At 30.4% G+C, this 26,573-nt stretch carries 22 protein-coding genes; 7 read left to right on the forward strand and 15 right to left on the reverse strand.

Annotation, left to right across the window (positions count from 1 at the left end; genetic code table 11):
- Nucleotides 1–79 precede the first annotated feature (79 nt).
- The 3 genes from Q0L44_RS02970 to pyrH form a co-directional block, all read right to left on the reverse strand.
- Nucleotides 80–2,452 (reverse strand): efflux RND transporter permease subunit, encoded by a 2,373-nt coding sequence (locus tag Q0L44_RS02970; protein WP_296635098.1) that lies wholly within the window; start codon nucleotides 2,450–2,452, stop codon nucleotides 80–82.
- Between the two features lie 78 nt (nucleotides 2,453–2,530).
- Nucleotides 2,531–3,085 carry a ribosome recycling factor gene (gene frr, locus Q0L44_RS02975; protein WP_296635100.1) on the reverse strand — a complete coding sequence of 185 codons (555 nt, stop codon included), beginning with the start codon at nucleotides 3,083–3,085 and terminating at the stop codon, nucleotides 2,531–2,533.
- Nucleotides 3,086–3,111: 26 nt separating this feature from the next.
- A complete protein-coding gene (pyrH, locus tag Q0L44_RS02980) occupies nucleotides 3,112–3,819 on the reverse strand; it encodes a UMP kinase (protein WP_296635101.1) in 708 nt (235 codons plus the stop codon).
- 219 nt (nucleotides 3,820–4,038) lie between these two features.
- Between pyrH and tig the strand changes: the two genes are divergently transcribed.
- The 4 genes from tig (at nucleotide 4,039) to dnaG (ending at nucleotide 9,576) form a co-directional block, all read left to right on the forward strand.
- The gene (gene tig / locus Q0L44_RS02985; protein WP_296635103.1) at nucleotides 4,039–5,361 is read left to right on the forward strand and encodes a trigger factor; all 1,323 of its coding nucleotides are present in this window, start codon (nucleotides 4,039–4,041) and stop codon (nucleotides 5,359–5,361) included.
- A 150-nt stretch (nucleotides 5,362–5,511) separates the two neighbouring features.
- Nucleotides 5,512–6,171, forward strand: a complete 660-nt coding sequence (gene clpP / locus Q0L44_RS02990; protein ID WP_296635105.1) for an ATP-dependent Clp endopeptidase proteolytic subunit ClpP — start codon at nucleotides 5,512–5,514, stop codon at nucleotides 6,169–6,171.
- 43 nt (nucleotides 6,172–6,214) lie between these two features.
- The gene (gene clpX / locus Q0L44_RS02995) at nucleotides 6,215–7,453 is read left to right on the forward strand and encodes an ATP-dependent Clp protease ATP-binding subunit ClpX (RefSeq protein ID WP_296635106.1); all 1,239 of its coding nucleotides are present in this window, start codon (nucleotides 6,215–6,217) and stop codon (nucleotides 7,451–7,453) included.
- A 110-nt stretch (nucleotides 7,454–7,563) separates the two neighbouring features.
- Entirely contained in the window at nucleotides 7,564–9,576 is a 2,013-nt protein-coding gene (dnaG, locus tag Q0L44_RS03000; protein ID WP_296635108.1) for a DNA primase, read from the forward strand.
- 295 nt (nucleotides 9,577–9,871) lie between these two features.
- Here the strand turns inward: dnaG and nadE are convergent, their stop codons facing one another.
- On the reverse strand, nucleotides 9,872–10,660 hold the full coding sequence (gene nadE / locus Q0L44_RS03005) for an NAD(+) synthase (RefSeq protein ID WP_296635110.1): 789 nt from the start codon (nucleotides 10,658–10,660) through the stop codon (nucleotides 9,872–9,874).
- Between the two features lie 59 nt (nucleotides 10,661–10,719).
- On the opposite strand from nadE, the gene gldB reads away from it, so the two are divergent.
- Together gldB and gldC are read left to right on the forward strand one after the other, a co-directional pair.
- A complete protein-coding gene (gene gldB, locus Q0L44_RS03010) occupies nucleotides 10,720–11,679 on the forward strand; it encodes a gliding motility lipoprotein GldB (RefSeq protein WP_296635111.1) in 960 nt (319 codons plus the stop codon).
- Nucleotides 11,679–12,014 carry a gliding motility protein GldC gene (gene gldC, locus Q0L44_RS03015; protein WP_296635112.1) on the forward strand — a complete coding sequence of 112 codons (336 nt, stop codon included), beginning with the start codon at nucleotides 11,679–11,681 and terminating at the stop codon, nucleotides 12,012–12,014. Before gldB ends, gldC begins: the two co-directional genes overlap by 1 nt.
- A 2-nt stretch (nucleotides 12,015–12,016) precedes the next feature.
- Here gldC and folK read toward each other — a convergent pair whose 3' ends face one another.
- From folK to Q0L44_RS03045, 6 genes are all read right to left on the reverse strand, one after another.
- Nucleotides 12,017–13,141 (reverse strand): 2-amino-4-hydroxy-6-hydroxymethyldihydropteridine diphosphokinase, encoded by a 1,125-nt coding sequence (folK, locus tag Q0L44_RS03020; protein WP_296635113.1) that lies wholly within the window; start codon nucleotides 13,139–13,141, stop codon nucleotides 12,017–12,019.
- Nucleotides 13,142–13,330: 189 nt separating this feature from the next.
- A complete protein-coding gene (locus Q0L44_RS03025) occupies nucleotides 13,331–15,574 on the reverse strand; it encodes a polyribonucleotide nucleotidyltransferase (RefSeq protein WP_296635114.1) in 2,244 nt (747 codons plus the stop codon).
- A 189-nt stretch (nucleotides 15,575–15,763) separates the two neighbouring features.
- Nucleotides 15,764–16,033, reverse strand: a complete 270-nt coding sequence (rpsO, locus tag Q0L44_RS03030; protein WP_296635118.1) for a 30S ribosomal protein S15 — start codon at nucleotides 16,031–16,033, stop codon at nucleotides 15,764–15,766.
- Between the two features lie 105 nt (nucleotides 16,034–16,138).
- Nucleotides 16,139–16,996: an acetyl-CoA carboxylase, carboxyltransferase subunit beta gene (accD, locus tag Q0L44_RS03035; protein WP_296635121.1), complete on the reverse strand. Its 858-nt coding sequence runs from the start codon at nucleotides 16,994–16,996 to the stop codon at nucleotides 16,139–16,141.
- Nucleotides 16,997–17,181: 185 nt separating this feature from the next.
- Nucleotides 17,182–18,249: a class II fructose-bisphosphate aldolase gene (gene fbaA, locus Q0L44_RS03040; RefSeq protein WP_296635124.1), complete on the reverse strand. Its 1,068-nt coding sequence runs from the start codon at nucleotides 18,247–18,249 to the stop codon at nucleotides 17,182–17,184.
- 92 nt (nucleotides 18,250–18,341) lie between these two features.
- Nucleotides 18,342–20,813 (reverse strand): BamA/TamA family outer membrane protein, encoded by a 2,472-nt coding sequence (locus tag Q0L44_RS03045; RefSeq protein ID WP_296635127.1) that lies wholly within the window; start codon nucleotides 20,811–20,813, stop codon nucleotides 18,342–18,344.
- A 69-nt stretch (nucleotides 20,814–20,882) separates the two neighbouring features.
- Between Q0L44_RS03045 and Q0L44_RS03050 the strand changes: the two genes are divergently transcribed.
- Nucleotides 20,883–21,611, forward strand: a complete 729-nt coding sequence (locus Q0L44_RS03050) for an RNA methyltransferase (protein ID WP_296635129.1) — start codon at nucleotides 20,883–20,885, stop codon at nucleotides 21,609–21,611.
- Nucleotide 21,612: 1 nt separating this feature from the next.
- On the opposite strand, the gene Q0L44_RS03055 is transcribed toward Q0L44_RS03050, so the two are convergent.
- The 5 genes from Q0L44_RS03055 to Q0L44_RS03075 form a co-directional block, all read right to left on the reverse strand.
- Nucleotides 21,613–22,311 (reverse strand): porin family protein, encoded by a 699-nt coding sequence (locus Q0L44_RS03055; RefSeq protein ID WP_296635132.1) that lies wholly within the window; start codon nucleotides 22,309–22,311, stop codon nucleotides 21,613–21,615.
- Between the two features lie 2 nt (nucleotides 22,312–22,313).
- On the reverse strand, nucleotides 22,314–23,045 hold the full coding sequence (ubiE, locus tag Q0L44_RS03060) for a bifunctional demethylmenaquinone methyltransferase/2-methoxy-6-polyprenyl-1,4-benzoquinol methylase UbiE (protein WP_296635135.1): 732 nt from the start codon (nucleotides 23,043–23,045) through the stop codon (nucleotides 22,314–22,316).
- Between the two features lie 10 nt (nucleotides 23,046–23,055).
- Nucleotides 23,056–23,961 carry a NifU family protein gene (locus tag Q0L44_RS03065; RefSeq protein WP_296635138.1) on the reverse strand — a complete coding sequence of 302 codons (906 nt, stop codon included), beginning with the start codon at nucleotides 23,959–23,961 and terminating at the stop codon, nucleotides 23,056–23,058.
- 102 nt (nucleotides 23,962–24,063) lie between these two features.
- Nucleotides 24,064–25,446 carry a hemin receptor gene (locus Q0L44_RS03070; protein ID WP_296635141.1) on the reverse strand — a complete coding sequence of 461 codons (1,383 nt, stop codon included), beginning with the start codon at nucleotides 25,444–25,446 and terminating at the stop codon, nucleotides 24,064–24,066.
- Nucleotides 25,447–25,457: 11 nt separating this feature from the next.
- Complete coding sequence (locus Q0L44_RS03075) at nucleotides 25,458–26,504, reverse strand: hypothetical protein (RefSeq protein WP_296635143.1); 1,047 nt, start codon at nucleotides 26,502–26,504, stop codon at nucleotides 25,458–25,460.
- Between the last annotated feature and the right edge of the window lie 69 nt (nucleotides 26,505–26,573).

Genomic DNA, 26,573 nt, shown 5'->3' on the forward strand with positions numbered 1-26,573 from the left:
TTTAAGCATTTGTTAAAGAAATCTATTTATAAATTTAAGTAGCTCTAGATTTTATAGAATTAAAAAATAATCTTTAACGTTATTGTTCTTCTGATTCTTTAGGTGGTAAAATTTTCATAGCAGGTTCTCTAAATACTTTTTGATTTGCAATCTTTTTTTCGAACGTTAAAAGCAAAGAAGGTAATAGTAGTAAATTAGAAACCATAGCAAGTAATAAAGTAACTGAAACTAAACCTCCTAAAGCTATTGTACCACCAAAGCTAGACAATGTAAAGACCAAAAAACCAAAAAACAATACGATAGATGTATAAAACATACTTACCCCTGTTTCACGTAATGCGGCATAAACAGAAGGCTTAATTTTCCATTTATTTGCTATAAGTTCTTGCCTGTATTTGGCAAGAAAATGTATAGTATCGTCTACAGAAATTCCAAAAGCTATACTAAAAACTAGTATGGTAGACGGTTTTATAGGAATATCAAAAAAGCCCATTAATCCAGCTGTGATTAATAAGGGTAATATGTTAGGCAATAAGGATATAAGAATCATTTGAGGAGATCGAAACATCCATGCCATAAATAGTGCAATAAGTAAAATTGCCAGAGATAATGAAAATACTAAATTAGTTATTAAGTAATTGGTTCCTTTAATAAACACTAGAGCTTTTCCTGTAATCGATACAGAGAATTTATCATCAGGAAATTCTTTTTTAATAACAGCTTGTAATCGTTCTTGAATTATAGCCATTTTATCTGTTCCAATGTCTTTCATAAAGGTTGTTATTCTTGCATAACGTCCAGTAGTATCTACAAAAGTATTTAACATACCAGCATCACTATTTGAGTTTTTCGTATAAGAAAAAATATAGTTTTGTTCTTGACTTGTTGGTAGTTGATAATACTTAGGATTACCTTTATAATAAGCTTGTTTTGAGTATTTAACAAGGTTTACTATAGAGATGGGTTTGGACAATTCTGGAAAAGTAGCAATAACATCATTCAACTTGTCCATCTTCTTAAGTGTAGACAATTTCATGACTCCCTTTTCTTTTTTAGTATCTATAAAAATCTCAAGTGGCATTATACCTCCAAATTCTTGTTCAAAGAACTTAATATCTTTGTAGAAGCTCATGCTTTTTGGCATATCTTCAATTAAGCTTCCTGACACTTTAATTTTATAAACTCCAATAATTCCTAAAATAATAATAATTACTGTAGTAAAGTAAATGGAAATTCGCTGATTTTTTACTGCTTTTTCCATCCAATTTACAACGTTTTCAACCCATCTTCTTTCTAAATGACTTAAATGCTTCTTTTTTGGCGGAGGCATAAAGCTATAGATGATAGGTATTATTAAAAGTGCTAGAATAAAAATACTTACAATATTTACAGAGGCTAAAATTCCAAATTCACGTAAAAGAGAACTTTTTACAAATACAAAAGTTGCAAAACCAGATGCTGTTGTGATATTTGTCATTAAAGTAGCATTACCAATTTTAGAAATTACACGTTGTAAAGCTTTTGCTTGTTGTCCATGTTTTTTAATTTCTTGTTGGTATTTGTTTATTAGAAAAACAGCATTCGGTACTCCAATAACAATAATTAAAGGAGGTATTAAGGCAGACAAAACTGTAATTTCAAAACGGAATAAACCAATAAAACCAAATGCCCAAGTAACACCAATCATAACCACTAAAAGCGTAATAAAAGTAGCTCTATAAGATCTAAAAAAGAAGAAAAATATAATAGCAGTAATGAGCAAAGCACCTAAAACAAAGAGCATAATCTCATCTTGAATGTTTTGTGCATTTAATGTTCTTATATACGGCATTCCAGAAATGCGAACATCTAAATTATTATCTTTTTCAAATTTCTCAACAATTGGAATAAGTGTTTTAAAAATAAAATCTTTACGCTTAGGGGTGTTTATAATTTCTTTTTTAATATAGATAGCGGTTTGTAGAGAGCCTGTTTCTTTATTAAATAAAAGATTATCATAAAAAGGCAGTTTTTCAAAAAGTTGATCTTTTATTTCATTTACCTCTTTTTTTGTAGAAGGATTTTTATCATATAATTTTTCTAGAATAAATTTTCTTTTTTTTCTATCTGCTTTCAGTTTTTGAACATCTGCAATAGAAAGTGAAAAGTCAATTTCCTCTAAATCATCAAATTGATTTACCAGATTATTCCAAGCATTAAATTTTTTTGGTGTAAATACTGTTGAATCTTTGATTCCTAGAATTACAAGGTTACCTTCTTCACCAAAAATATTTAGAAAGGCATTGTATTCTAAGTTAGCCTCATGATTTTCAGGCAGTAAATTTGCTTCTGTATATGAGAATTTCATATACTTCATTTGTGATGCAAGTAATCCTGTTACAATTGCAATACCAATTAAAACCAAATAACGGTTTCTTAGTATAATACTTGCTACTCTTGTCCAAAAATTCATTTACTACTTTTTTATGATAGAATAAAGTTAAAAAAAAAGAGTGTTTATAAAACACTCTTTAATTTTACATTAGAACTATTAGATTGTCATGATTTCCTTTTCTTTGACAGCTAATTTTTCGTCTATATTTTTTACGTAGGTATCTGTTAACTTTTGCACATCATCTTCAGCTATTTTCTTCATGTCATCAGAAATCTCTACTTTTTTAATGTCATTATTTGCGTCTTTTCTAGCATTTCTAACACCAACTTTTGCATGTTCAGCTTCCGCTTTTGCCTGTTTTGCTAGGCCTTTTCTACGCTCTTCAGTTAATGGTGGTACATTAATCATTATTAAATCTCCATTGTTCATTGGATTTAATCCTAGGTTTGCAATTTGAATTGCTTTTTCAATAGGTTGCAACATGTTTTTTTCCCAAGGTTGTATACTTAATGTTCTAGCATCTGGTGTGTTTACATTTGCAACTTGACTTAATGGGGTTTGAGAGCCATAATAATCAACCATTACTGTACTAAGCATTGCTGGGGTTGCCTTACCTGCTCTAATAGAAATTAACTCTTTTTCTAAATGCGTTATTGCATTTGCCATAGCTTCTTTGGCAGTATCTAATATAAATTCAATTTCTTCGTTCATCTTTTTAAAATTTAAAAAGTTAGATTTTAGTTCTCTACAATTGTACCAACCTTTTCACCAGAAACTAATTTATTTAAGTTTCCTTTTGTATTCATATCAAAAATAATGATTGGTAATTTATTTTCTTCACTTAACGTAAAAGCTGTCATATCCATCACTTTTAAGCCTTTATTGATTACATCTTTAAATGTAATCGATTCGAACTTAACAGCATCTTTAAACTTTTCAGGGTCTGCATCATATACTCCGTCAACTCTAGTTCCTTTTAAAATAGCATCTGCATGAATTTCAATTGCTCTTAAAACAGCTGCTGTATCTGTTGTAAAGTATGGATTTCCAGTACCTGCACCAAAAATAACAACTCTGCCTTTCTCTAAGTGACGAATTGCTTTTCTCTTAATGTAAGGTTCTGCTACTTCTTTAATTTCAAGAGCAGTTTGTAAACGAGTATGCACATCTTCATCTTCTAATGCGCTTTGTAATGCTAAACCATTTATACAGGTTGCTAACATACCCATGTGATCTCCTTGAACACGATCCATCCCATTTGCAGCACCAGCAAGACCTCTAAAGATGTTTCCACCCCCAATTACAATAGCAACTTCGATACCTTTTTCTACAACCTCTTTAATTTCTTTTGCATATTCTGCAAGACGTTTAGGGTCTATTCCATATTGACGATCACCCATCAATGCTTCTCCACTTAATTTTAAAAGGACTCTTTTGTATTGCATTTTGTATTGCTGTTTGATATTCTTACAAAAAATAAGAAAATTTGAGTTGTGCAAAATTACTATTTTTTTTTATTTATAATGAAATGTGTCTTATAGTTTTAGTTTTTAAATATTTAACTAAAACGAAATAACTGAAATTGAACTATTTAAACTTTTGTAGGCTTAATTAAATTGACTAATTTTGCACTCGATTTTTTAAGAACTAGAGATTAATAAGAAATGAATATTACAAAAGAAAACGTAGATGCATTAAATGCAGTTGTAAAAGTTGATATTGTTGCAGATGACTATCAAGCAAAAGTAACAGAAGTTTTAACAGATTATCGTAAAAAAGCAGACATTCCAGGTTTTAGAAAAGGACATGTGCCAATGGGAATGATTAAAAAGCAATATGGTAAATCTGTAATGATTGATGAAGTTAACAAACTTATACAAGATTCATTAAACAAATTTTTAACGGAAGAAAAGTTAGATATTTTAGGTAACCCATTACCAAGAGTAAATGAAAACTTTAATTGGGATGCAGATACTTTTACATTTGAATTCGAATTAGGTTTAGCTCCAGAATTTGATATTGATTTATCAACAAAAAATAAAATTAAGCAATACAATATCGTTGCAACTGATGAATTGATTGATGAAGAAGTAAAAAATATTCAGACTCGTTATGGAAAAATGAGTGCATTAGAAGAGGCAACTGAGAACGCTAATGTTACTGGTACTTTTGTAAATGAAGAAGCTGGGATTAATAAAAAATCTACTTTCTTAGTTAATGATCTAAAAGGTAAGAAAAACGAGAAAAAAGTAATTAGTGCTAAAATTGGCGATGTTATTGAGCTTGGTACTAAAAAACTTTTTGAAGACGATTTTAAAACAAAACAGATTTTAGGTTTAGCAAATGATGCTACTGATGGCTTAGATGTTACAGTTACCTTAACTGTTGAGGATATTACAAAAACAGAACCTGCAGATTTAGACAAAGAATTGTTTGATAAATTGTTTGCCGATGGAAGCGTTTCTACTGTAACTGAATTAAGAGAAAAAATTAAGGAAGATGCAGAAAAGCAATTTGAGCAACAAGGAGATCAGCAATTATTAAACGCAGTTCAAGAGTATTTAATAGAAAATACAAAGTTTGATTTACCTGCAGATTTTCTTAAAAAATGGTTAGCAACAGCTGGTGAAAAAGAATTAACTGCTGAAGAAGCTGCTGCTGAGTATGAAAAATCTGAAAAAGGATTACGTTATCAATTAATCGAAAGTAAGATTATGAAAGATAATGACATCAAATTAGATTATAAAGAATTGGTAGATTATGCTAAAGGATTTATTCGTCAGCAAATGGCCCAGTTTGGTAATATGAATCCAGAGGAGAAAGAGTTAGATGATATTGCTGGTAGAATTTTACAAAATAAAGATGAAGCTCAAAAATTACAAGGGCAATTAATTAGCCAGAAACTATTAACTTTCTTTAAAGAAAACATCAACTTCAAAACAAAAGAAGTTACCTACGAAGCGTTTATTAAAGAAGTTTATAAATAGATTGAATTAGCTTTCTAAAACTTGTTTTAGAAATCAATAAATAAGTAAAACCTGAGCTTTCAAGTTCAGGTTTTTCGTTTTAAAATCTAACACAATATTAAGAGAATAGTTCTTATCTTTACACAACCAATAATTTAAAGAGTTTAAGACATGAATTACGGAAAAGAGTTCGAAAAATACGCTACTAAACATCATGGAATTAGTAGTACTAGCTATACAAAAATTACAAGTAGTTTAACTCCATATATTATGGAAGAGCGCCAAATGAATATTACGCAGATGGATGTTTTTTCACGGTTAATGATGGACAGAATTATATTTCTTGGAACAGGAATTAATGATCAAGTAGCAAATATTATACAGGCACAATTATTGTTTTTAGAAAGTGTAGATGCTAATAAAGATATTTCTATTTATATCAATTCTCCAGGAGGAGGTGTTTATGCAGGTTTAGGTATTTATGATACGATGCAATTTATAAAGCCAGATGTTGCTACAATTTGTACAGGTATGGCTGCTTCTATGGGAGCTGTTTTAATGTGTGCAGGAGAAAAAGGTAAGCGTTCAGCTTTGCCTCACTCAAGAATTATGATTCACCAACCTTTAGGAGGTGCTCAAGGTCAGGCTTCAGATATAGAAATTACTGCTAGAGAAATCTTAAAGTTAAAAGATGAATTGTATGCTATTATAGCAAATCATTCAGGCCAATCTGTAGAAAAAGTTCATAATGATTCTGATAGAGATTATTGGATGAAAGCCAATGAGGCCAAAGAATATGGTATGATTGATGAGGTTTTAGCAAGAAAATAAAGCTACAAGAGTCAATAAAAGCAAAAGTAAAAAGCAGATTATAATGTCGAAAGAAGAAAACTTAGAATGTTCATTTTGTGGACGTAAAAAAGCAGAAACAGATTTACTGATTGCTGGTGTGGATGCTCATATTTGCGATAAATGTATAGAACAAGCGCATGGAATTGTAGAAGAAGAAATATCAGAAGCAAAAACATCTAGTTTATCTAAAGATTTAACGCTAAAAAAACCATTACAGATAAAAGAGTTTTTAGACCAGTATATTATTGGTCAAAATGAAACTAAAAGAGCAATGGCTGTTGCAGTTTATAATCACTACAAAAGACTATTACAAGAAAAAAATTCAGATGAAGATGTAGAAATTGAAAAATCGAACATTGTTTTAGTGGGTGAAACAGGTACAGGAAAAACATTGGTGGCAAAAACGATTGCCAAGATGTTAAATGTACCTTTTTCAATAGTAGATGCAACAGTTTTAACACAGGCTGGTTATGTAGGAGAAGATGTAGAGAGTATTTTAAGTCGTTTATTACAAGTAGCAGATTACGATGTTGAAAAAGCTCAGAGAGGTATCATTTTTATTGATGAAATAGATAAAATTGCCAGAAAAGGTGATAACCCTTCCATTACAAGAGATGTTTCTGGAGAAGGGGTTCAGCAGGCATTATTAAAGTTATTAGAAGGCTCAGTGGTAAATGTTGCTCCAAAAGGTGGGAGAAAACATCCAGATCAAAAATTTATAGAAGTTAATACGAAAGATATTTTATTTATTGCAGGAGGTGCTTTTTCAGGAATTGAAAAAATTATAAGCAAACGTTTAAATAGACAAGCTGTTGGTTTTGGTGCATCTTTAGAGGAAGATATGCTAGATGAAGATAATTTATTACAATATATAACACCTTTAGATTTAAAATCCTTTGGTTTAATCCCTGAAATTATTGGGCGTTTGCCTGTGCTAAGTTTCATGAATCCTTTAGATGCAAAAACACTTAGAGCTATTTTAACGACACCAAAAAATGCCATTATTAAACAGTATACAAAACTATTTATTATGGATGATGTGAACTTTACAATAGAAGAAGATGCATTAAATTATATTGTAGAAAAAGCTGTTCATTACAAGTTAGGCGCAAGAGGTTTACGTTCTTTATGTGAAGCAATTTTTACTGATGCAATGTTTGATTTACCTAGTTCTGATCAGAAAGAGTTGAACGTTACAAAAGATTACGCTGAGGCAAAATTATCGAATACAACATTAAAAAAATTAAGGGCTGCATCTTAAGTAAGACTTAGTTTTAATTTATATAAAATCTCGTTAAACAAATTTTAGACCTCATAGACATTAAAACATATGAGGTCTTCTTATATTTGTTTTAGAATAAAATTACATTCATGATTTCTAGAAGTACTATAGACCGAGTTTTTGAATCCGCTAGAGTAGAGGAGGTTATTGGTGAATTTGTACAGTTAAAAAAAGCAGGAAGTAATTTTAAAGGATTAAGTCCTTTTACAGATGAAAAATCTCCATCATTTATGGTGTCTCCTGTAAAGCAAATTTGGAAAGATTTTTCTACAGGAAAAGGGGGTAATGCTATTTCATTCCTTATGGAACACGAACATTATTCGTATCCTGAAGCTATTAAATGGTTGGCAAAAAAATACAATATAGAAATAGAAGAAACAGAGCAAACGGATGAGCAAAAAGCGCAAATGAACGAGCGCGAAAGTATGTTTCTAGTTTCTAACTTTGCAAAAGATTATTTTCATGACTTAATGCTAAACACTAATAAAGGTAAAGCTATAGGGTTAAGTTATTTTAAAGAACGCGGTTTTACAGATGAAACTATTAAAAAGTTTGATTTAGGATATTGTTTAGATGAATGGGCTAACTTTACAGATGCAGCATTAGCAAAAGGTTACGATTTAAAATATTTAGCTTCTACTGGTTTAACTATTGTAAAAGAAAACAAACAGTTTGATCGTTTTAAAGGCAGAGTAATGTTTCCTATACATTCCATGTCTGGAAGAATATTAGGATTCGGAGGTAGAATTTTGAAGGCGGATAAAAAAGCTGCGAAATATCTAAATTCACCAGAAAGTGATATTTACCATAAGAGCAAAATTTTATACGGAATCTATCAGGCTAAAAAAGAAATAGCAAAACAAGATAATTGTTATTTAGTAGAAGGCTATACAGATGTTATTTCTTTTAACCAATCTAGTATAGAAAACGTAGTAGCTTCTTCAGGTACAGCTCTTACTGCGTATCAAATACGATTAGTAAATAGGTTAACAAAAAACATTACAGTACTTTTTGATGGAGATGCTGCAGGGATTAGAGCTTCCATTCGCGGAATAGATTTAATCCTAGAACAAGGAATGAACGTAAAAGTAGTTCAGTTTCCAGATGGTGAAGATCCAGATAGTTTTGCAAAATCGCATTCAAACTCTGAACTTAAAGCATATTTAGAAGATGCTGCACAAGATTTTATCAATTTTAAAGTTTCACTTTTACTAAAAGATTCTAATAACGATCCTATAAAAAAAGCTGGGGTAATTAGAGATATTGTAACGAGTATTTCAAAAATTCCAGATTCTATTCAACGTGAAGTTTACATTCAAGAATGCTCTAGAATTATGGAAATTTCCGAGCGTGTTTTGTTTAGTGAGTTGGCACAACTTTTAAAGAAAGAAGTTTCTGCTAAAGTTAAGAAAAGTAACTCTCAAGCAGCTTCGAATCAAGACCCAAACCAAACACCTCCAGAATATTTTGCTGAACTAGAGCAAGCACAAATGGGTGTTGTAAAAGGTGGGGAAGTATCTTTTAAAAAAGTAGACGAGTTATCAATTTTAGAAAGAGAAATTATTCGAATTTTGCTACTTTTTGGTAATGAGCAAGTAGATTTTTTGGAAGAAATTATTAATGTAGATGAAGATGGTAAAGAGTCTATAACAACTAGAGAATACCAAAACTCGGTATCTGCAGAAATATATGTGCATTTACACGATGACGAAATTGAGTTTTCTAATGAAAATTTTCAAGAGATTTATACAGAAATTATTCATCAAATCAATCAATCAGAAAAACTTAATATAGATAGCTTTGTAAATCATCCAAATACTTCTATAGCAAATACAGTAATCTCTATTTTAATGGATGAAGAAAAACACCAATTAAGCAATTGGGAAGCTCAAAACATTTTTGTAACCAAAGCTACAGAAGTATTGTATAAAGCTGTTAATGATTCTGTATTTAACTTAAGGCGTGTTTTAATAGGTAAAAAGATAGAAGAGTTATTAAAAGAAGCTAAAGAAAGTAATTCTTTATCCTTAGATTTAGAAATGATAAAAGATTATACGTCTTTAAAAATGAAATTATTTCAAAAGTTGAATCGTGTTGTTTAGAAGCTCTATTGTTTAAATTACTATTTTCTACATTCATAATTTAAATATTTTTACCAATTAAAATTTAGCAAAACATTTCCCTGTATATCGCTGCTTATATTTAAAAAAAACTATGAAAAGAAGGCTGCAAATATTTAAGAGCACTTAACCATTTATTTTTTGAGATCTCCAACGGTTTAAAAAGTAGTACATTTTTAAGTTATAAAAAAAATGCTGATTGCATTTTTTATTATAAGACAAGTTATGCAAAAAAAACACGCTAGTTTCCTCTAGCGTGATGTTTTGTCCTAACCTTTTATTTTAAATCTTTAGGAATCTCGCAAACAGGTATTGGTTGCATTTTGTGTTGATTGATGTTGTTTAGTCTAGAATAAATTTTGAACACCTCAAGTTTTCGATCAGAAAAATCACTTTCAGTTTTTCCTTCATCTTGCATTTTCATTGCCCATTCTAATTCATCATATGATGCACCTATTTGATCTTCATCAGTTCTACTATCACCAAACAAACCATCAGTTGGTTGCGCAATTTGAATCGAATTTGGCACACCCAAATAGGCTGCTAATTCATAAACTTCAGATTTCATTAAGTCTGCAATTGAACTTAAATCTACCCCTCCATCTCCGTATTTTGTGTAAAATCCAACCCCAAAATCCTCTACTTTATTTCCTGTACCAGCCACTAAAGAACTATTAATTCCAGCTAAATAATATAAAGTTGTCATTCTAAGTCTTGCTCTAGTATTTGCCAAAGATAAATCTACTTTATCAGTGTCTTCAATTGTAGAAACAGCACTTTTAAAATCTTCAAAAGTAGAGGTTAGGTCAACTCTAACTTCACTAACATTATCAAAACGATTTTTTAACTGTACAATATGTTCTTCAGCTCTAGAAACCTGACTTGCTGCTTGGTGTATTGGCATTTCTACACACAATGTTGGTAAGCCTGTTTTAGCACAAAGCGTAGAGGTTAGTGCAGAATCTATTCCTCCAGAAACACCTACTACAAAACCTTTTACACCAGCATTTGTAGCATAATCTTTTAACCAACTTATAATATATTCAGATACTTTTTCGGTATTCATTAATAAACTATTTTAGTATTTTTATCGTTTTTAATTTCAATTACTAAGATACAAAGAATATGAGATTTTATTTTACGCTATTTGTGGTTTTGGTACTATTTTTTTCTTGTTCTAATAAAAATAAGTCTCAAATAGCTATTTCTGACATAAAATTAGATTTTACCATTAAAAGGTTTGATGTGGATTTCTATTCGGCAAATGAGGAAACCTTGATAGACGTAAAAGATGAATATCCTTATTTTTTTCCAGAACAACTATCAGATAGTTTGGCATTGTCAAAAATAAATGATGAACAAGAAAGAGAGTTATTTACTGAAACTCAATTGTTGTATAACAGTCTCAACAATTTAGAAAATGAGTTAACAGGTTTATTTAAGCATGTTAAATATTACTATCCAACCTTTAAAGTGCCAAAGGTAATTACAATGTTAAGTAATATTGATTACGATAATAGAGTAATTTACGCAGATAGTTTACTATTGATTTCCTTAGATGCTTATTTGGGTAAAAATCACCGATTTTATAGTGATTATCCAAATTATATAAAGCAAACAAATACCGAAAATCATATTTCAGTTGATGTTGCAAATGCATTAATTGATACCCAGTTGCCAACCAAAATGCAAAGAAGATTTGTAGATAAAATAATAAGTGAAGGTAAAAAAGCCTATTTAATAGATAGATATCTACCCAACGTTTCTGATGCTATAAAGATGGGGTATACACCAGAAAAATTAAATTGGGCAATAACAAATGAAGAACAAGTTTGGATGTATTTTATAGAGAACAATCTGTTATTTGATACCAATACTAAATTGAGCCAAAGATTTATAGACAATTCACCATTTTCCAAATTTTATACAGCCGAAGATAAATCTACACCTGGTAGAATTGGAGTTTGGTTAGGTTGGCAAATTGTAGCTTCTTATATGCAACATAATGATGTATCTTTGCAAGAATTATTAAAAAAAGATACAGATGAGATCTTTAATAAATCAAAATACAAACCCAAAAAATAATGGCTGTTTCACATAATTCTGAGGTAAAATTTAATATAGGTTTAGACGAAAATAAAGTTCCTGAAGAAATTTCTTGGACTGCAGAAGATGGAGGTATAGATGATGCTGCTTCTAAAGCAGTAATGATTTCAGTTTGGGATCATCAGAAAAAAGATACGCTACGAATGGATTTATGGACGAAAGATATGCCTGTAGATGAAATGAAACAATTTTATCATCAAACATTAGTGTCTATGGCAGATACATTTGAAAGAGCTACAGACGATCAAAAAATGAGTGCTACAATGCGAGATTTTTGTGATTACTTTGCAGAAAAGTTAGAGCTTAAAAAATAAGTTTAACCCTTTTTAATTTGATTGATGATGTTTGTATAATCGTCAGGATTATTCACAAAATCAAGTTCAGAAACATCAATTACTAAGGTGTTTAAATTTTGTTGCGTACTTATAAAGCTTTTGTAACCGTCATGTATTTTCTGTAAATAAGAAGCTTCTATATTTTGCTCATAATCTCTACCACGTTTTTTTATGTTTTCTAAAAGACGCGTGGTGTTTTGGTAGAGATAAACATATAAATCTGGCTTTGTTATTTCTTTATACATTAAATCGAACATTTTACGATACAGCAAATATTCCTCTTTTTGTAAAGTAATTTGAGCAAAAATTAACGATTTAAAAATGTAGTAATCAGAAACTACAAAGTTTTTAAATAAGTCTAATTGTGCTAAATCATCTGATAATTGCTGATACCTATCAGCCAGAAAACTCATTTCTAATGGAAAGGCAAAGCGTTCTTTATCTTCGTAAAATTTTGGTAAAAAGGGATTGTCTGCAAATCGTTCTAAAACAATTTTTGCATTAAATTCATCAGACATCATTTTAGAAAGTGATGTTTTACCTGCACCAATATTACCTTCAATTGCAATGTAATTGTATTTTTCTGATATTGGAATTGGTCTCTTTAGTTTTTCATGTACCAAAGTTATTTCAGAATCATCACTACAATTTTGTAAACAGATCGTAATTTTTTGTTTTTCTATTGGATGAATAATTGATCCAGCAATTTCAGCTAAAGGAACCATCACAAATTTGCGTGCTAACATTTTTGAATGTGGTACAATAAGCATTTTAGAAAAGATGATTTCATCATCAAACAACAACATATCTATATCTATGTTTCTGTCTGCGTAACCAGCTGTATCTTTACGTTCTCTACCTAAGTCGCTTTCGATATTTAGAAGAATTTGCATTAACTTTTCTGGTGGATGGTAGGTGGTTACTTTTATGCATATATTATAAAAATCATTACTATCAAACCCCCAAGATTCAGTTTTATAAATAGAAGAAATACCAAGAACAGCACCTACTTTATTTGCAATAAGATCTATTGCTCTTTGTAAGTTTTCTTTTTTATTTCCTTGGTTTGTGCCTAAAGATAGATAAGTGATTCTTTGAATTTTCATAAGAAACACAAAGAAACAAAAAAGCATAAAAAAATCGTCAATTTTAATTGGCGATTTTTTTATGAAATGATTCTAATGATATATTTGCCATAAATGATAAAACTAATGAAATAGTAAATAAGTGTACAAAAAAAACCTATTAAGTTTTTACTTAACAGGTTTTATAGTATCATTTAAAAAAGAAATTATTTACTCTTTTTTATCTTCTCTTGGTTTGCGATCATCACGTCTGTTATCACGTCCACGATTATCTCTTCCTCTATTATCTCTACCTCCAGAGCGTTTATCATCTCTAGGTGGTCTTGCTACATAACCTTCTGGTTTTGGAAACAATGCTTTTCTAGATACTTTTTCTTTACGTGTTCTTGGGTCTATACCAAAGTATTTTACATCTAAAACATCACCTAAATTAACTACATCTGTTACATTATCTGTGCGTTCCCAAGCTAATTCACTAACGTGTAATAAAACTTCATTTCCTGGAGCTTCTGTATATTCTACAACAGCACCAAAGTCTAACATTTTAATTACTTTAACTTCGTACACAGAACCTTTTTCTGGTTTGAATAACATTGATTCAATTTTAGCAATCACTGCATCCATTCCTTCAGGTTTAGTACCTAAAATTTCGATAATACCTTCTTCTGTTACTGGGTCTTCTGTAATTACAATTGTAGTTTCAGTTTCTTTTTGTAACTCTTGAATGTGTTTACCTCCTGGACCAATAAACGCACCAATTAAATCATTTGGTATACGTCTAGTAATCATTTTTGGAGCATGAGCTTTTACATCATTGTTAGGAGTGTTAATTGTGTCTGTTAACTTCCCTAAAATATGTAAACGACCATCTCTTGCTTGTTTTAGTGCATTAACTAAAATTTCGTAAGAAAGTCCTTTAACTTTAATATCCATTTGACAAGCTGTAATACCATCTGCTGTACCAGTTACTTTAAAGTCCATATCTCCTAAGTGATCTTCATCTCCTAAAATGTCAGATAAAACTGCATAGTTTTCACCATCAGAAATTAATCCCATAGCAATACCAGAAACTGGTTTCTTTAATTGTACACCAGCATCCATTAATGCCATAGTTCCAGAACAAACAGTGGCCATAGAAGAAGAACCATTAGATTCTAATACTTCAGACACTACTCTTACTGTATATGGGCAATCAGCAGGAATCATTCCTTTTAATGCTCTTTGAGCTAAGTTTCCATGACCAACTTCTCTTCTAGATGTTCCTCTTATTGGACGCGCTTCACCAGTAGAAAAAGGAGGGAAGTTGTAGTGTAAATAGAAAGTCTCTTCACCTTCAAAAGAAGGCATATCTATTTGATTAGCTTCTCTACTTGTACCTAAAGTAACTGTTGCTAAAGCTTGAGTTTCTCCACGTGTAAAGATTGATGAACCATGCGTTGACGGTAAGTAATCCACCTCACACCAAATTGGTCTAATATCTGTTGTTTTACGGCCATCTAAACGTAAACCTTCTTTTAATGTTAAATCGCGAATTGCATTTTTTTGAGCTTTAGAAACATATTTAGAAATTAAATTTCCATATTCAGCTTGCTCTTCTTCAGAAAATGAACTTTTTACTTCTTCTTTAATTGCGCTAAAAGCTGCACTTCTTTCATGTTTAGCAGAACCTGCTTTCGCAATTTCGTATGTTTTATCATACACTAAATCATGAATTTTATTTTCTAAATCTTCATTTGTAGTTTCTGGTGTATATTCACGAGTTTCTTTTTTACCAAAAGCTTCTGCTAAGGCAACTTGTGCAGCACACTGTACTTTAATAGCTTCATGGGCAAACTTAATTGCTTCAGCCATCTCCTCTTCTGAACACTCATCCATTTCACCTTCTACCATCATTACAGAGTCTGCAGAGGCACCAATCATCATATCAATATCAGCTTCTGCTAATTGTGCTCTTGTAGGGTTGATGATAAACTCTCCATTTACTCTACCAACTCTAACTTCAGAAATTGGGCATTCGAATGGTAAATCTGATAATTGAATAGCGGCAGAAGCAGCTAAACCAGCCATTGCATCTGGCATAACATCATCATCATGAGACATCATCTGAATCATAACCTGAGTCTCTGAATGGTAATCTTTTGGAAATAATGGACGTAAAACACGGTCTACTAAACGCATTGTTAATACTTCACCATCACTTGGTCTTGCTTCTCTTTTAAAGAAACCTCCAGGATAACGTCCTGCAGCAGCAAACTTTTCTCTATAATCTACAGTTAAAGGTAAAAAATCTACATCTTTCTGTTCGTAGTTAGAAACTACAGTACACAATAACATACATTTACCTGACTGAACAACAACTGAACCATGGGCTTGTTTTGCAAGCTTACCGGTTTCTAATGAGATGGTTCTTCCATCTCCAAGGTCTATAACCTCTCTAAATACTTTTGGAATCATAAATGAATTCTAAATTTAAATTACTAATTACTTGTTGTTGTGTTGTAGTTGTTATGTGTTTTTTCCAATGGAAATACAAAAGGTTTGTTACTTCTTTTGATTTTTTTATAAAGTGTCTGTTTTCGTCAACAGAAATAATTACAATAAATAAAAAAGAGGCACGTTTATAGAGCCTCTTTTTAGTAAGAATTATTTTCTAATTCCTAATTCTTTAATTATTGCACGGTATCTAGCAATATCAGTTTTCTTTAGATAATCTAATAAACTTCTACGCTTACCAACCATCATTACTAAAGAACGCTCAGTGTTAAAATCTTTTCGATTGTTTTTTAAGTGCTCTGTTAAATGGTTAATTCTGTGCGTAAATAACGCAATTTGACCTTCTGAAGAACCAGTATCGTTTTTTCCTTTACCGTGTTTTTCGAAGATTCCTTCTTTTACTTCTTTAGTTAAGTACATGCCAATATTATTTAAATGATTTTTATGTATATCAATGATGTTTTCATTGAAGTTGCAAATATAATCTTATTTTTTAGAATAACTAATTGAATTAGAACCTTTTTATTATGCTCTAACAGGTATATTCTGTATCAAATCAATGTATAGATTTACTTGTTTTTTTAAATTTTTACGTTCATAAATGGCATCTAAAAATCCGTGTTCTAGTAAGAACTCCGATTTTTGAAAACCATCTGGTAAATCTTTTCCTGTGGTATCTTTTACGACTCTTGGGCCTGCAAACGCAATTAATGCATTAGGCTCTGCAATATTTATATCTCCTAACATAGCATAAGAAGCTGTTGTACCACCTGTTGTTGGATCTGTACATAATGAAATATAAGGAATTTTAGCCTCTGCTAACTGTGCTAGTTTTGCAGATGTTTTTACCAATTGCATTAAAGAGAGTGATGCTTCCATCATTCTTGCTCCTCCAGATTTAGAAACCATCAAAAACGGAATTTTGTTTTCTATACTGTAATTGATTGCTCTTGCAATTTTTTCACCAACTACAGATCCCATAGACCCTCCAATAAAGGCAAAATCCATGGCAGCAATAACTAAATCTTTACCTAAAGATTTACCAACTGCAGTTCTTACAGAATCTTTTAGTTTAGTTTTTTCTTGAGCAGCTTTTAATCTTTCTGGGTATTTTTTAGTATCCTCAAACTTTAAAGGATCTTTGGAGGTTAAAGATTCATTCAACTCCTCAAATTTATTATCATCAAAAAATAACTCGAAATATTCTTTACTTCCAATTCTTACATGGTAACCATCTTCTGGACTGACGTAGAGGTTTTTCTTTAATTCTTCTGTATCTATAATTTTACCACTAGGTGTCTTATACCAAAGACCTTTAGGAGTATCTTTTTTCTCTTCTGTTGGTGTTTGTATTCCTTTATCAGTTCTTTTAAACCAAGCCATATAGTTTACTTTTAATTAACTTTTTACAATTTAATCTTTCCTTTTCGTCCTAAAGCAAGTGTACAAATATAACAGTTTTTGTGAATTAACAATATTTCTTTAATTGATTATTTTTAAGTGTTTTGTACAAAAAAAGCATTTTGAATTTTACCTCAAAATGCTTTTCTTATTGTTGTTACTTGTGTTTACAAAGTATCTACATTATTTAAGTCTGCAAATGCTTGTTTTAAACGCGCTTTAAAAGTTTCTTCTCCTAAACGTAACCATTTTCTAGGATCGTAATATTTTTTATTTGGTTGATCTGCTCCATCAGGATTACCAATTTGCGTTGCTAAATAAGGCGCATTATCTTGCATATAATCTCTAATCCCTTCTGTAAATGCAAATTGTAAATCTGTGTCTATATTCATTTTAATAACACCATAACCAATAGCTTCTCTAATTTCTTCTACAGTAGAACCAGAACCACCATGAAAAACAAAATCGATATGATTTTCCTCAACTCCGTATTTTTTTGTAATAAATTCTTGAGAGTTTTTAAGAATTTTTGGTGTTAATTTTACGTTTCCAGGCTTGTAAACACCATGTACATTTCCAAAAGCTGCAGCAATCGTAAATTGAGGAGATACTTTTAATAACTCTTCGTAAGCGTAGGCAACTTCTTCTGGTTGTGTATACAACTTAGAGACATCTACATCAGAGTTATCTACACCATCTTCTTCACCTCCAGTAATCCCTAATTCAATTTCTAAAGTCATACCCATTTTGCTCATTCTAGCTAAGTATTCTTTACAAATTTCTATATTTTCTTCAATTGGTTCTTCAGATAAATCTATCATATGAGAACTGTATAGAGGTTTACCTGTTTCTGCAAAATGTTTTTCTGAAGCATCTAACAAACCATCGATCCATGGTAATAATTTTTTTGCACAGTGGTCTGTATGTAAAATTACAGGCACACCATAAGCTTCTGCTAAAGTGTGTACATGCTTTGCACCTGCTATACCACCTGCAATTGCTGATTGTTGATTTTCGTTAGATAAACCTTTACCTGCATTAAACTGAGCACCTCCATTAGAAAACTGAATAATTACTGGAGCATTAAGCTCTTTAGCAGTTTCTAAAACACCATTAATTGAGTTAGAACCAATAACATTCACTGCTGGTAGTGCAAACCCTTTTTTCTTTGCATAGTTAAAAATCTCTTGAACTTCTTTTCCTGTTGCAACACCAGGATTTATATTGTTACTCATTATTATTAGTTTTATTTGATCTATGTCAAAAATACTAAAATTAAGGAGTTAATTTTAAATGGATAAACATAAATCACGAAAACGTTACCTTTTTAAAAAGGATAGTTGATACCTATATTGTATACTGCATTACTAAAATTGTAGTTTCTAAACCATTTTTGGTTTTGTAAATAGGGTTCATAAGTTTTAAAACCTACATCAAATCTTAGAATTAAAAAATTAAAATCTACTCTTGCTCCAAGACCAGAGCCAATAGCAATATTTTGAAGTGAAGAAAAATTAGTTAACTTCTCATTTTCGTTAACAAAACTAGATCCAGAAATGTCCCAAATATTCCCTGCATCTATAAATAAAGCTCCTTTTAATTTTCCAACTACATCAAAGCGATATTCTAAACTACTTAAAAACTTAAAACTACCAATATTAAATTCTAAACCATTATTTCTGGCTCCAGGACCTAATTCATAAGTTTGCCATGCTCTAATATCATTAGATCCACCTGCAAAATAAGCTTTAACAAATGGAATGCTAGAATTGTCATAAGTAAATATGGCTCCTAAAAAAGTTCTAAATGCAATAACTGAATTGTTATTCATTTCCCAAAACTTCTTATATTCTATATCTGTTTTAAAGTATTGAGCTAAAGGAATATTTAAAAATGTCTTTTTGTTGTTTTCATTTCTCTCTGATGAAAAAAGTCCTAAAAAATTTCCTGAATTGGCAATTCTTGCTCTAAAAAAAGAAAAGTTATTGTCTTTAAAACTTGTTTGGTTATTAAAGGTGTATGAGTAGGCCAAAATAGGGATCAAGAAATCTGAAGTTATAATATTATAACGATTAAGAATATTTAAACTAGTGTTATACTCCTCTGGATTTGAAGCTCGGAAATTAGCATCATTAACTACAGTGTTCATAAAATTAGTAGCGCCATTAGGTAATGTTAAATCGTTACTTGTATTGTTATACAATTTTGAAATGGAATTTAAAGTTTGGTATTCTGAATTGTAAATGTTAAAAAAACTACTGACGTTTAAGTTTTTTATGTACTGGGTGTTAAAAATTTCTAATTGTATAGTTTTAGTTGGCGAATATTGCCACTTGTAGTCGGTTAGGAATGTAAATGTTTGTCTGTCTAATCCTATATTTTTTTGAAAACTAGACCCTAAAGAAAAGAGTGTTCTAGGAGACATTTGTTTAGGTACAAATTTGCTTAACCCAAAAGGAGCTACAAAACGAGGTATTTCTAAAGATAAATCTGATCCAATTTCCCAACCAGGTCCATTTTGAGAATTAAACCAAGAACCTAAAAAAGACATTTTTGCTAATTCTGCACCCTTAAAAGTGTTTCTATTAGTTAATGAAAACTTTCCTGAGACTCCTATATTTCTAATATTGGAATGTGTTAATTCTGTATCAAACCCTAAGGTGTATTTTTCAAATGGTGCTAAAAAAATATCTGCAGTCAATTCGTCTTCAGCATTTCGTTCGTAAGAGAATTTTATAATAGTAGATTTAAAGTTGTTTAATAATTTTAAATTCCTTCTTGTTAAATTAGTTAGAGTATCTTTATAAATGCCATCTTTTTTTAAAAAAATATTTTCGTAAAGGTATTTTGGATTGTAAAGTATCTTGTTGTAAGCTAGAAACTGAACTCCTTTATAATTTAAAGTGTCTTTAAATTTTTGTAAACTATTGTTAAATGAATAATCGGTAATAACATTAATTTTTCTAATTGTATGCAATTTGTAGGGCCTCTCTATATATTTACCATTATTTTCTATTAACCTATTCGAAGAAACTAAAAAATCTACATTTGTTTTGTTATCTGTTCTGGTAGAATCTACATAAAATCCAAGAGCAGATTCTGTAAAATTATAAATACCATTGTTTCTAAATAGCTTAACCACTTCTTTGGCTTCGTTTCTAAATGTTTGATCTTTATATTGCTCTCCCTTTTTTAATAAACTTGTAATCCCAGAATTTTTGTAAATAGAATCTAAAATTGGTGATTGAATTTTAATTTGAATGCTATCAAAAACAGTTGGATTTCCTTTGTTAATTCGATAAGTAACTTTCGCTTTCTTTTTTAACGTGTCTATTTTAGCGCTTACTTTAGATTTAAAGAAACCCTGTGTTTTGTAATAAGCAGATAAGTTGTCTTGGGTTTTTTTTATTTTTTTTTCATTTAGCAATTCTGGAGCATCAAACTCTAAAAACCATTTATTTAGGTTAATAAAAGAGTTAGCGTAAGCAATACTTTGCTTTTCAGAAAAAAATCTTTTGATAAATTGATAAGACTTAGGGTTTTTAATTGCCCATTCAGAGGCTTTTTTGGGTTTAGAGGTATCTCCAATATTATAAAAATATACACCAAAAGGCATTCCTAAAAATCGAGAATTTGGTTTTTGAAGGATGTATTTTTGTAATTCTGTTCCACTAGTTTTTACACTATCTATAACAATCGTGTTTTTTGTGAGGAGATATTTACCATCAATAACATGCTCTGTAGAATTACATGAGAATAAAAAGAAAATTAATAAAAAATAAATCGATAGTTTTTTCATTATTTTTGCAATCCAAAGAAATTCAAAAATAGTATTTTCTTGTGGTTTATTTTTATTTAGAAGCAATTAATGAGTGTCTCAAAAAATCAATTTAAGCTTATAAACAGTTTGTCTCAGAAAAAGTATCGAGAAAAACACGGTTTATTTGTTGCAGAGGGAGTAAAAGTTGTAGAAGAGTTGTTAAACTCTTCTCTAGAGCTTGCTTATTTATTTGCTTTGCCTTCTTTTGATTCTTCAAATTATAAAGAATGTGCTATTCAAATTTCTGAAAACGAATTAAAAAAGATGAGTAATTTAAAGACACCTAATAATGTTTTGGCTGTTTTTAAAATTCCAAAAAAAATAGAACCCGAACAAACTGGTTTAAGTTTAGCACTAGATGCGGTTAACGATCCTGGAAATCTGGGTACAATTATTCGTCTCTGCGATTGGTTTGGTATTCAACAATTAATATGTTCTACTACAACAGTAGATTGTTACAATCAAAAAGTAGTGCAAGCAAGTATGGGCTCTTTATCTCGAGTTTCCATTACATATCTTTCTTTACCCGATTTTTTAAGTAACACTAAACTTCCTACTTTTATTGCTGACATGAATGGAGATAATGTTTATGATTCTTTGCTTCCTAAAGCGGGTGTTTTGGTAATGGGGAATGAGGCTAATGGTGTTTCTAACGAAATAAGATCTATAGTAAAACACAAGATTTCTATACCACAATTTGGTGAGACTCAGAAAACGGAAAGTTTAAATGTAGCTACTGCTACTGCTATATTATTGAGCGAGTTTAAACGAAAGTAGCTTATTCGAAAGCAAAGTTTAGAAATATGCCACGCGTTCCCATAAAGTTTATAGGTGCTGTCCATTGACTGTTAGCGTCATTATCATATTTTACTTCATTATTAATGGAAAAAGCGCCACGAATTGAAGGAGAAAATTTAAAGAAATTTAAATATATATCGATACCCATACCTACCTCGTACATAAAATTATGCGTTTGCATTCTAAATTGACCCGCTGAGTTATCGTCCTGATTTTTTTCATTACTAGAAAAGTTATAATCATAAGAAACTCCAGCTAAAACATAAGGTCTAATATTTTTATATCGATCAGTACTAAATTTTAAAATTACTGGCACATGCAAATAGGTAGAGCCAATTTCTCTAACGCTATCTTGTGCTGTATCTATATGATTAAAATAAATGTTTTTAGAATTTGTTACTAGACCAGGTTCAAAACGTAGGTTTAAATTTTTATGTAACCTTAGATCTGCAATTAAACCTACATTAAATCCAGAAGAGGGTTCAACAATTATATTTGCATTACTAATATTGCTGTTTTTTATATTTAATTTAAAATCATTTTGGTTTATGCCTAAGTAAAAACCATAATGTAATTTTCTTTTGTCGAAAGTTGGTAGGTTTTCTACACGATCTCTTTGTGCGAAGAATGTCGCAGAAATTAATAGACAAAAACTAAGAAAAAATACTTTTTTACTCATACTTATTTACTTGCAGTATAAATTGTTGCTACACCAAATGTAACTGGTTCTGCTTTTGTATGAGTAAACCCATTTTTTTGTAGAATATTGTTGAAAGCTTCTCCAAAAGGAAAAGAATTTGCAGATTCTGATAAATAAGAATAAGCACTTTTGTCTTTAGAAAATAATTTACCAACTGTTGGTAGAAATATATTAGTGTATAATTTGTACCCCTGTTTAAAAGGAAATTTTACAGGATTAGATGTTTCTAGAACAGCCAAAACGCCTGTTGGTTTTAAAACTCTAGCAATTTCTTTTAACCCTTTGTCTAAGTTTGCAAAATTACGAACACCAAAAGAAACAGTAATTGCATCAAAAGTAGCATCTTCAAAAGGCATTGCCTCAGAATCACCAACAATCATTTCTATTTTATCTGATAAGTTTGCTTTTGCAATTTTATGCTTTCCAACTTCTAACATTCCTGCAGAAATATCTAAACCTACAATTCTATCAGGGTTTAAATCAGACATCATTAAGGCTAAATCTCCTGTACCTGTTGCGATGTCTAAAATTTGTTTTGGGTTGTTTTTGCTAACAATTTCTACAACTTTCTTACGCCACTTAATGTCAATCCCTAAAGATATAACTCTGTTTAAACCATCATAGTTTTCAGAAATATTATCAAACATTTGAGCAACTTGTTCTTTCTTGCCTAATTTTGAATCTTTATATGGATTAATTTTTTCTGCTGACATGTTATCTTAATTATCCGTTAATTGCTACAACTTCATTAATTTGATTTGGTAGCATCTCTTTTAAAAGAGATTCTATTCCGTTTTTTAGAGTAGCTGTAGAAGATGGGCAACCACTACAAGCTCCTTGTAAAATTACGCTTACTACTTTATTTTGTTCATCATAAGATCGAAAAGCAATATTTCCTCCATCACCAGCTACTGCAGGTTTTATATATTCATCTAAAATGTCAGAAATTTGGGCAGAAGTACCCTCTAATTCTATTACTGGGGCAACAACTTCTGGGGTTTTGCTGGTTTCTATTGTAGGTAAATCTTTAATAATGGTTTTACCATCAGCTAAATATTCGCGAATAAAAGTTCTAACTTCTGCAAAAACTTCATTCCATTCAACCATATCGTATTTCGTTACAGAAATATAGTTATCTGATATAAATACTTCTTTTACAAAAGGAAAATTAAATATTTCTTTTGCTAAAGGCGATGATTTGCTGGCCTCTTCAATATTCTTAAACTCAACATTTGTTTGTGTTAATGCTTTATTTGTGCTAAACTTCATTACAACAGGGTTTGGTGTTGCTTCTGCATAAACCTCTATTGCCTCTTTTTTTGTTCTTGAAGTTTCCTCGTTAACAACTACATTTCCATCAGAAATATAAGCTTCAATTTGTTCTGCAACTTCATTTTGTACATCAGTCCATTCTACAATATCAAAACGTTGAATCGCAATAAAATTTGCAGTTATAAAAACTTTTTTTACGAATGGTAAATAAAATAATTGTTGCGCTAAAGGTGAGTTTTTAGCTTCGTCTATGTTCGAAAATTCATAACTACCTCCATTAATTAAAACTCTTGTACTGTTAAATTTTAATATGGTTTCATTGGTCGTTTCTTGAATGGTGATTTTTGTCTCTAGCATATACTTATTGTAAGTTGCAAAATTAAGGTAAAAAACTCAATTTAAATAAAAAAGACCTTGCATTTATTTAAAAACGCAAGGTCAAATTTAGCGAGTTTTATTTTATAAACTAAGTGATACTGAAGTAGTGAGAATTTTATTGTTTATCGTTAAATTTGAAGCATTTACGTTAAAACCTGAATAAAAATTATAGGCAGCTGTTCTATTACTATCACTGTATGATAAATCTACTTTAAAGTTTCCAAAATTATAACCAGCCCCTAACGAATATCCTTTTAAATCATCTGTTTCCAAGGCATTTATATCTGGACTTTGTTCAAAACGATAACCTCCCCTAACACTTAGTCTTTTTATTCTCCATTCTGCACCCACATTAAAGTTATGTGTGTTTCTGTAATCATCTTGAAAAGATTTATTTTCCAAAGAAAAATCATCACCTGATAATCTAATATTTTTAAAATTTTTATTGGTGTAATCAAAACTTAAAAGTCCGCTTTTACCAAATATTACAGCACCACTAGCTATTAATTTACTAGGTGTTATTAATCTGTAAACTAAAGCTTGACTTGGAAAATAACCGCCTGAAGTATTATCGTAAATAACACTATCATTACTTATAAAGATTTCTGTATCTCCGTAATAACCCTCATTGTCTAAAATATTGCTTTCTTCAATAATTTCTGAAAACCAAGTAGGTGTTTGGTAAGATAAACCAAATCTAAAGTATTTATTTGCTTTGTAAATAAAACCAAGGTTTGCAGAGAACCCCTCTCCAGATGTAAGATTTTCTTGATATAAATAGGCATCTAATTCGTTTCCATTTGCATCACTATTAAATTCTACTAATGTAGATTTTTGAATAAAGTTTAAATAATAAAAATTTAAACCTAAACCAACATGCAGTCTTTCTTCGTGTACTGAAGAAAAACCAATATTAAATTCACTTAACTCACCTCCATAAGAATTTTCAAAAACTTGTTCATCAGCAATATCGTAATTTAATTTTGGGTCATTAGTATCTAAAGGAAATTCAGTAAATGTTGCAACACCACTATTACCTCTAGCACTAAAATTTTCTGAAAAATCTTTAGTAAGCCTATAGTTGAAGCCAACTGCAAACTTATTCCATCCAGAATCATTATTTTCTCTAAATACTAATATGGCTCCTGCTTGAGATAGGTTTATAAATTGATTGTTATCCATTAATGAATTACCATAATAATCAGTTGTAATTTGCGAATTTCTAGAGTTAAATGTCCCAGAAAAACTACTATTAGTAAAGACAGATAAGCCTGCTGGATTTATATTTAATGAAGATATATCTCCGCCTAAAGCTCCAAAAGTACCACTCATTGCTGTAAATCTTGCTGAACCTACGTTATCATCTTGAGAGAATAAAATGCCTAAATCTTGATATCCTAAAGACTGAGCAAAAGATATAGTTGTAGTTGCGAATAAAATCACTAGTACTAATAATTTTTTCATAATGATTTTTTTTAATTTCCTCTTTTAGATGACGAACCTCTACTAGAGGTACTTCTGCTTGAAGATGATGACCTTGATGAACTTCTTGATGTAGATGCTTTACTTGAACTTCTTGAAGAATTTCCTGAGGAAGATGCTCTACTGTTTCTACTATTAGAGTTAGATCTACCAATATTAGAGCTTCTTCTAGATGAAGTGCTTCCTTTTCTATTAATAGTAGTTCCTCTTCTATTAGTAGGTGTTACATTGCTTCTAGTTGTATTTGTGTTTCTCTTAATAGTGTTGGTGTTTCTTCTACCTGTTTTTTTAGTTACTCTTCCGTTTGAATTATTTCTATTTATAGTGTAGGTGTTGTTTCTTCTAGTATTATTTGCTATGACATTTCTTCTACCGTATCTAAAACCTCTATTGATATTATTGTATCTGTTATTTCTAAAACCAGTTATTCCAAAATTTGGTAAAAAAGGGTTTAAATATCCTCCATTCCAGAAGCTAGAATAAGGATCTACAAATCCCGAATTAGCATAGGTTCTACCCCAAGTGCTAAATCCCCAAGGTCTAATAAAGCCTCTTCTCCATCTCCAGTTATTGTAGCCCCATCCTATAGAGTTAAAAGCCCACCTATTATTAGCACCCCAGCCCCAACTGTTAAAACCACCTCCCCAAAAAGGATTATTCATTAAATTGATATTTACAACAACATTATTATCTTCATAGCCCCAAGGTTGAGCACCATTGTAACTCGAATTTTCATCAGAGAACTCTCCATTATTCAATCCATCATCATAATAATAGTCATCTACATCAGTAAATATTTCATTGTTGTCAATATTTTGTAGGTTTTCTAATTTTTTAGAAAAATAATTTTCTTCATAATCTTGGTATTCTTTTTCGTCTACAACAATAACTTTCTTTTCTTCATCTTTTGGTGTAGTATCTCCGTAAATGCCATCATCATTATACACACTTTGATATGTACCACATGAAACTAAAAATAAATTTGCAGTTACAAATAGTACAAGTTGAGTAAGCTTTACGTTTTTATAATTTAGTTTCATAATTATTTGTGTTTAAGTGTTCTACTTTATTTCTAAAAATCATTACTATAAACTGTTAAATTATAGTAA

Source organism: Polaribacter sp. (assembly GCF_024639685.1).
GTDB lineage: Bacteria > Bacteroidota > Bacteroidia > Flavobacteriales > Flavobacteriaceae > Polaribacter.

Coding starts and splice junctions, on each gene's coding strand:
- Q0L44_RS02970 (WP_296635098.1), bottom strand. CDS start 2,452: ATGAATTTTTGGACAAGAGTAGCAAGTATTATACTAAGAAACCGTTAT.
- frr (WP_296635100.1), bottom strand. CDS start 3,085: ATGAACGAAGAAATTGAATTTATATTAGATACTGCCAAAGAAGCTATG.
- pyrH (WP_296635101.1), bottom strand. CDS start 3,819: ATGCAATACAAAAGAGTCCTTTTAAAATTAAGTGGAGAAGCATTGATG.
- tig (WP_296635103.1), top strand. CDS start 4,039: ATGAATATTACAAAAGAAAACGTAGATGCATTAAATGCAGTTGTAAAA.
- clpP (WP_296635105.1), top strand. CDS start 5,512: ATGAATTACGGAAAAGAGTTCGAAAAATACGCTACTAAACATCATGGA.
- clpX (WP_296635106.1), top strand. CDS start 6,215: ATGTCGAAAGAAGAAAACTTAGAATGTTCATTTTGTGGACGTAAAAAA.
- dnaG (WP_296635108.1), top strand. CDS start 7,564: ATGATTTCTAGAAGTACTATAGACCGAGTTTTTGAATCCGCTAGAGTA.
- nadE (WP_296635110.1), bottom strand. CDS start 10,660: ATGAATACCGAAAAAGTATCTGAATATATTATAAGTTGGTTAAAAGAT.
- gldB (WP_296635111.1), top strand. CDS start 10,720: ATGAGATTTTATTTTACGCTATTTGTGGTTTTGGTACTATTTTTTTCT.
- gldC (WP_296635112.1), top strand. CDS start 11,679: ATGGCTGTTTCACATAATTCTGAGGTAAAATTTAATATAGGTTTAGAC.
- folK (WP_296635113.1), bottom strand. CDS start 13,141: ATGAAAATTCAAAGAATCACTTATCTATCTTTAGGCACAAACCAAGGA.
- Q0L44_RS03025 (WP_296635114.1), bottom strand. CDS start 15,574: ATGATTCCAAAAGTATTTAGAGAGGTTATAGACCTTGGAGATGGAAGA.
- rpsO (WP_296635118.1), bottom strand. CDS start 16,033: ATGTACTTAACTAAAGAAGTAAAAGAAGGAATCTTCGAAAAACACGGT.
- accD (WP_296635121.1), bottom strand. CDS start 16,996: ATGGCTTGGTTTAAAAGAACTGATAAAGGAATACAAACACCAACAGAA.
- fbaA (WP_296635124.1), bottom strand. CDS start 18,249: ATGAGTAACAATATAAATCCTGGTGTTGCAACAGGAAAAGAAGTTCAA.
- Q0L44_RS03045 (WP_296635127.1), bottom strand. CDS start 20,813: ATGAAAAAACTATCGATTTATTTTTTATTAATTTTCTTTTTATTCTCA.
- Q0L44_RS03050 (WP_296635129.1), top strand. CDS start 20,883: ATGAGTGTCTCAAAAAATCAATTTAAGCTTATAAACAGTTTGTCTCAG.
- Q0L44_RS03055 (WP_296635132.1), bottom strand. CDS start 22,311: ATGAGTAAAAAAGTATTTTTTCTTAGTTTTTGTCTATTAATTTCTGCG.
- ubiE (WP_296635135.1), bottom strand. CDS start 23,045: ATGTCAGCAGAAAAAATTAATCCATATAAAGATTCAAAATTAGGCAAG.
- Q0L44_RS03065 (WP_296635138.1), bottom strand. CDS start 23,961: ATGCTAGAGACAAAAATCACCATTCAAGAAACGACCAATGAAACCATA.
- Q0L44_RS03070 (WP_296635141.1), bottom strand. CDS start 25,446: ATGAAAAAATTATTAGTACTAGTGATTTTATTCGCAACTACAACTATA.
- Q0L44_RS03075 (WP_296635143.1), bottom strand. CDS start 26,504: ATGAAACTAAATTATAAAAACGTAAAGCTTACTCAACTTGTACTATTT.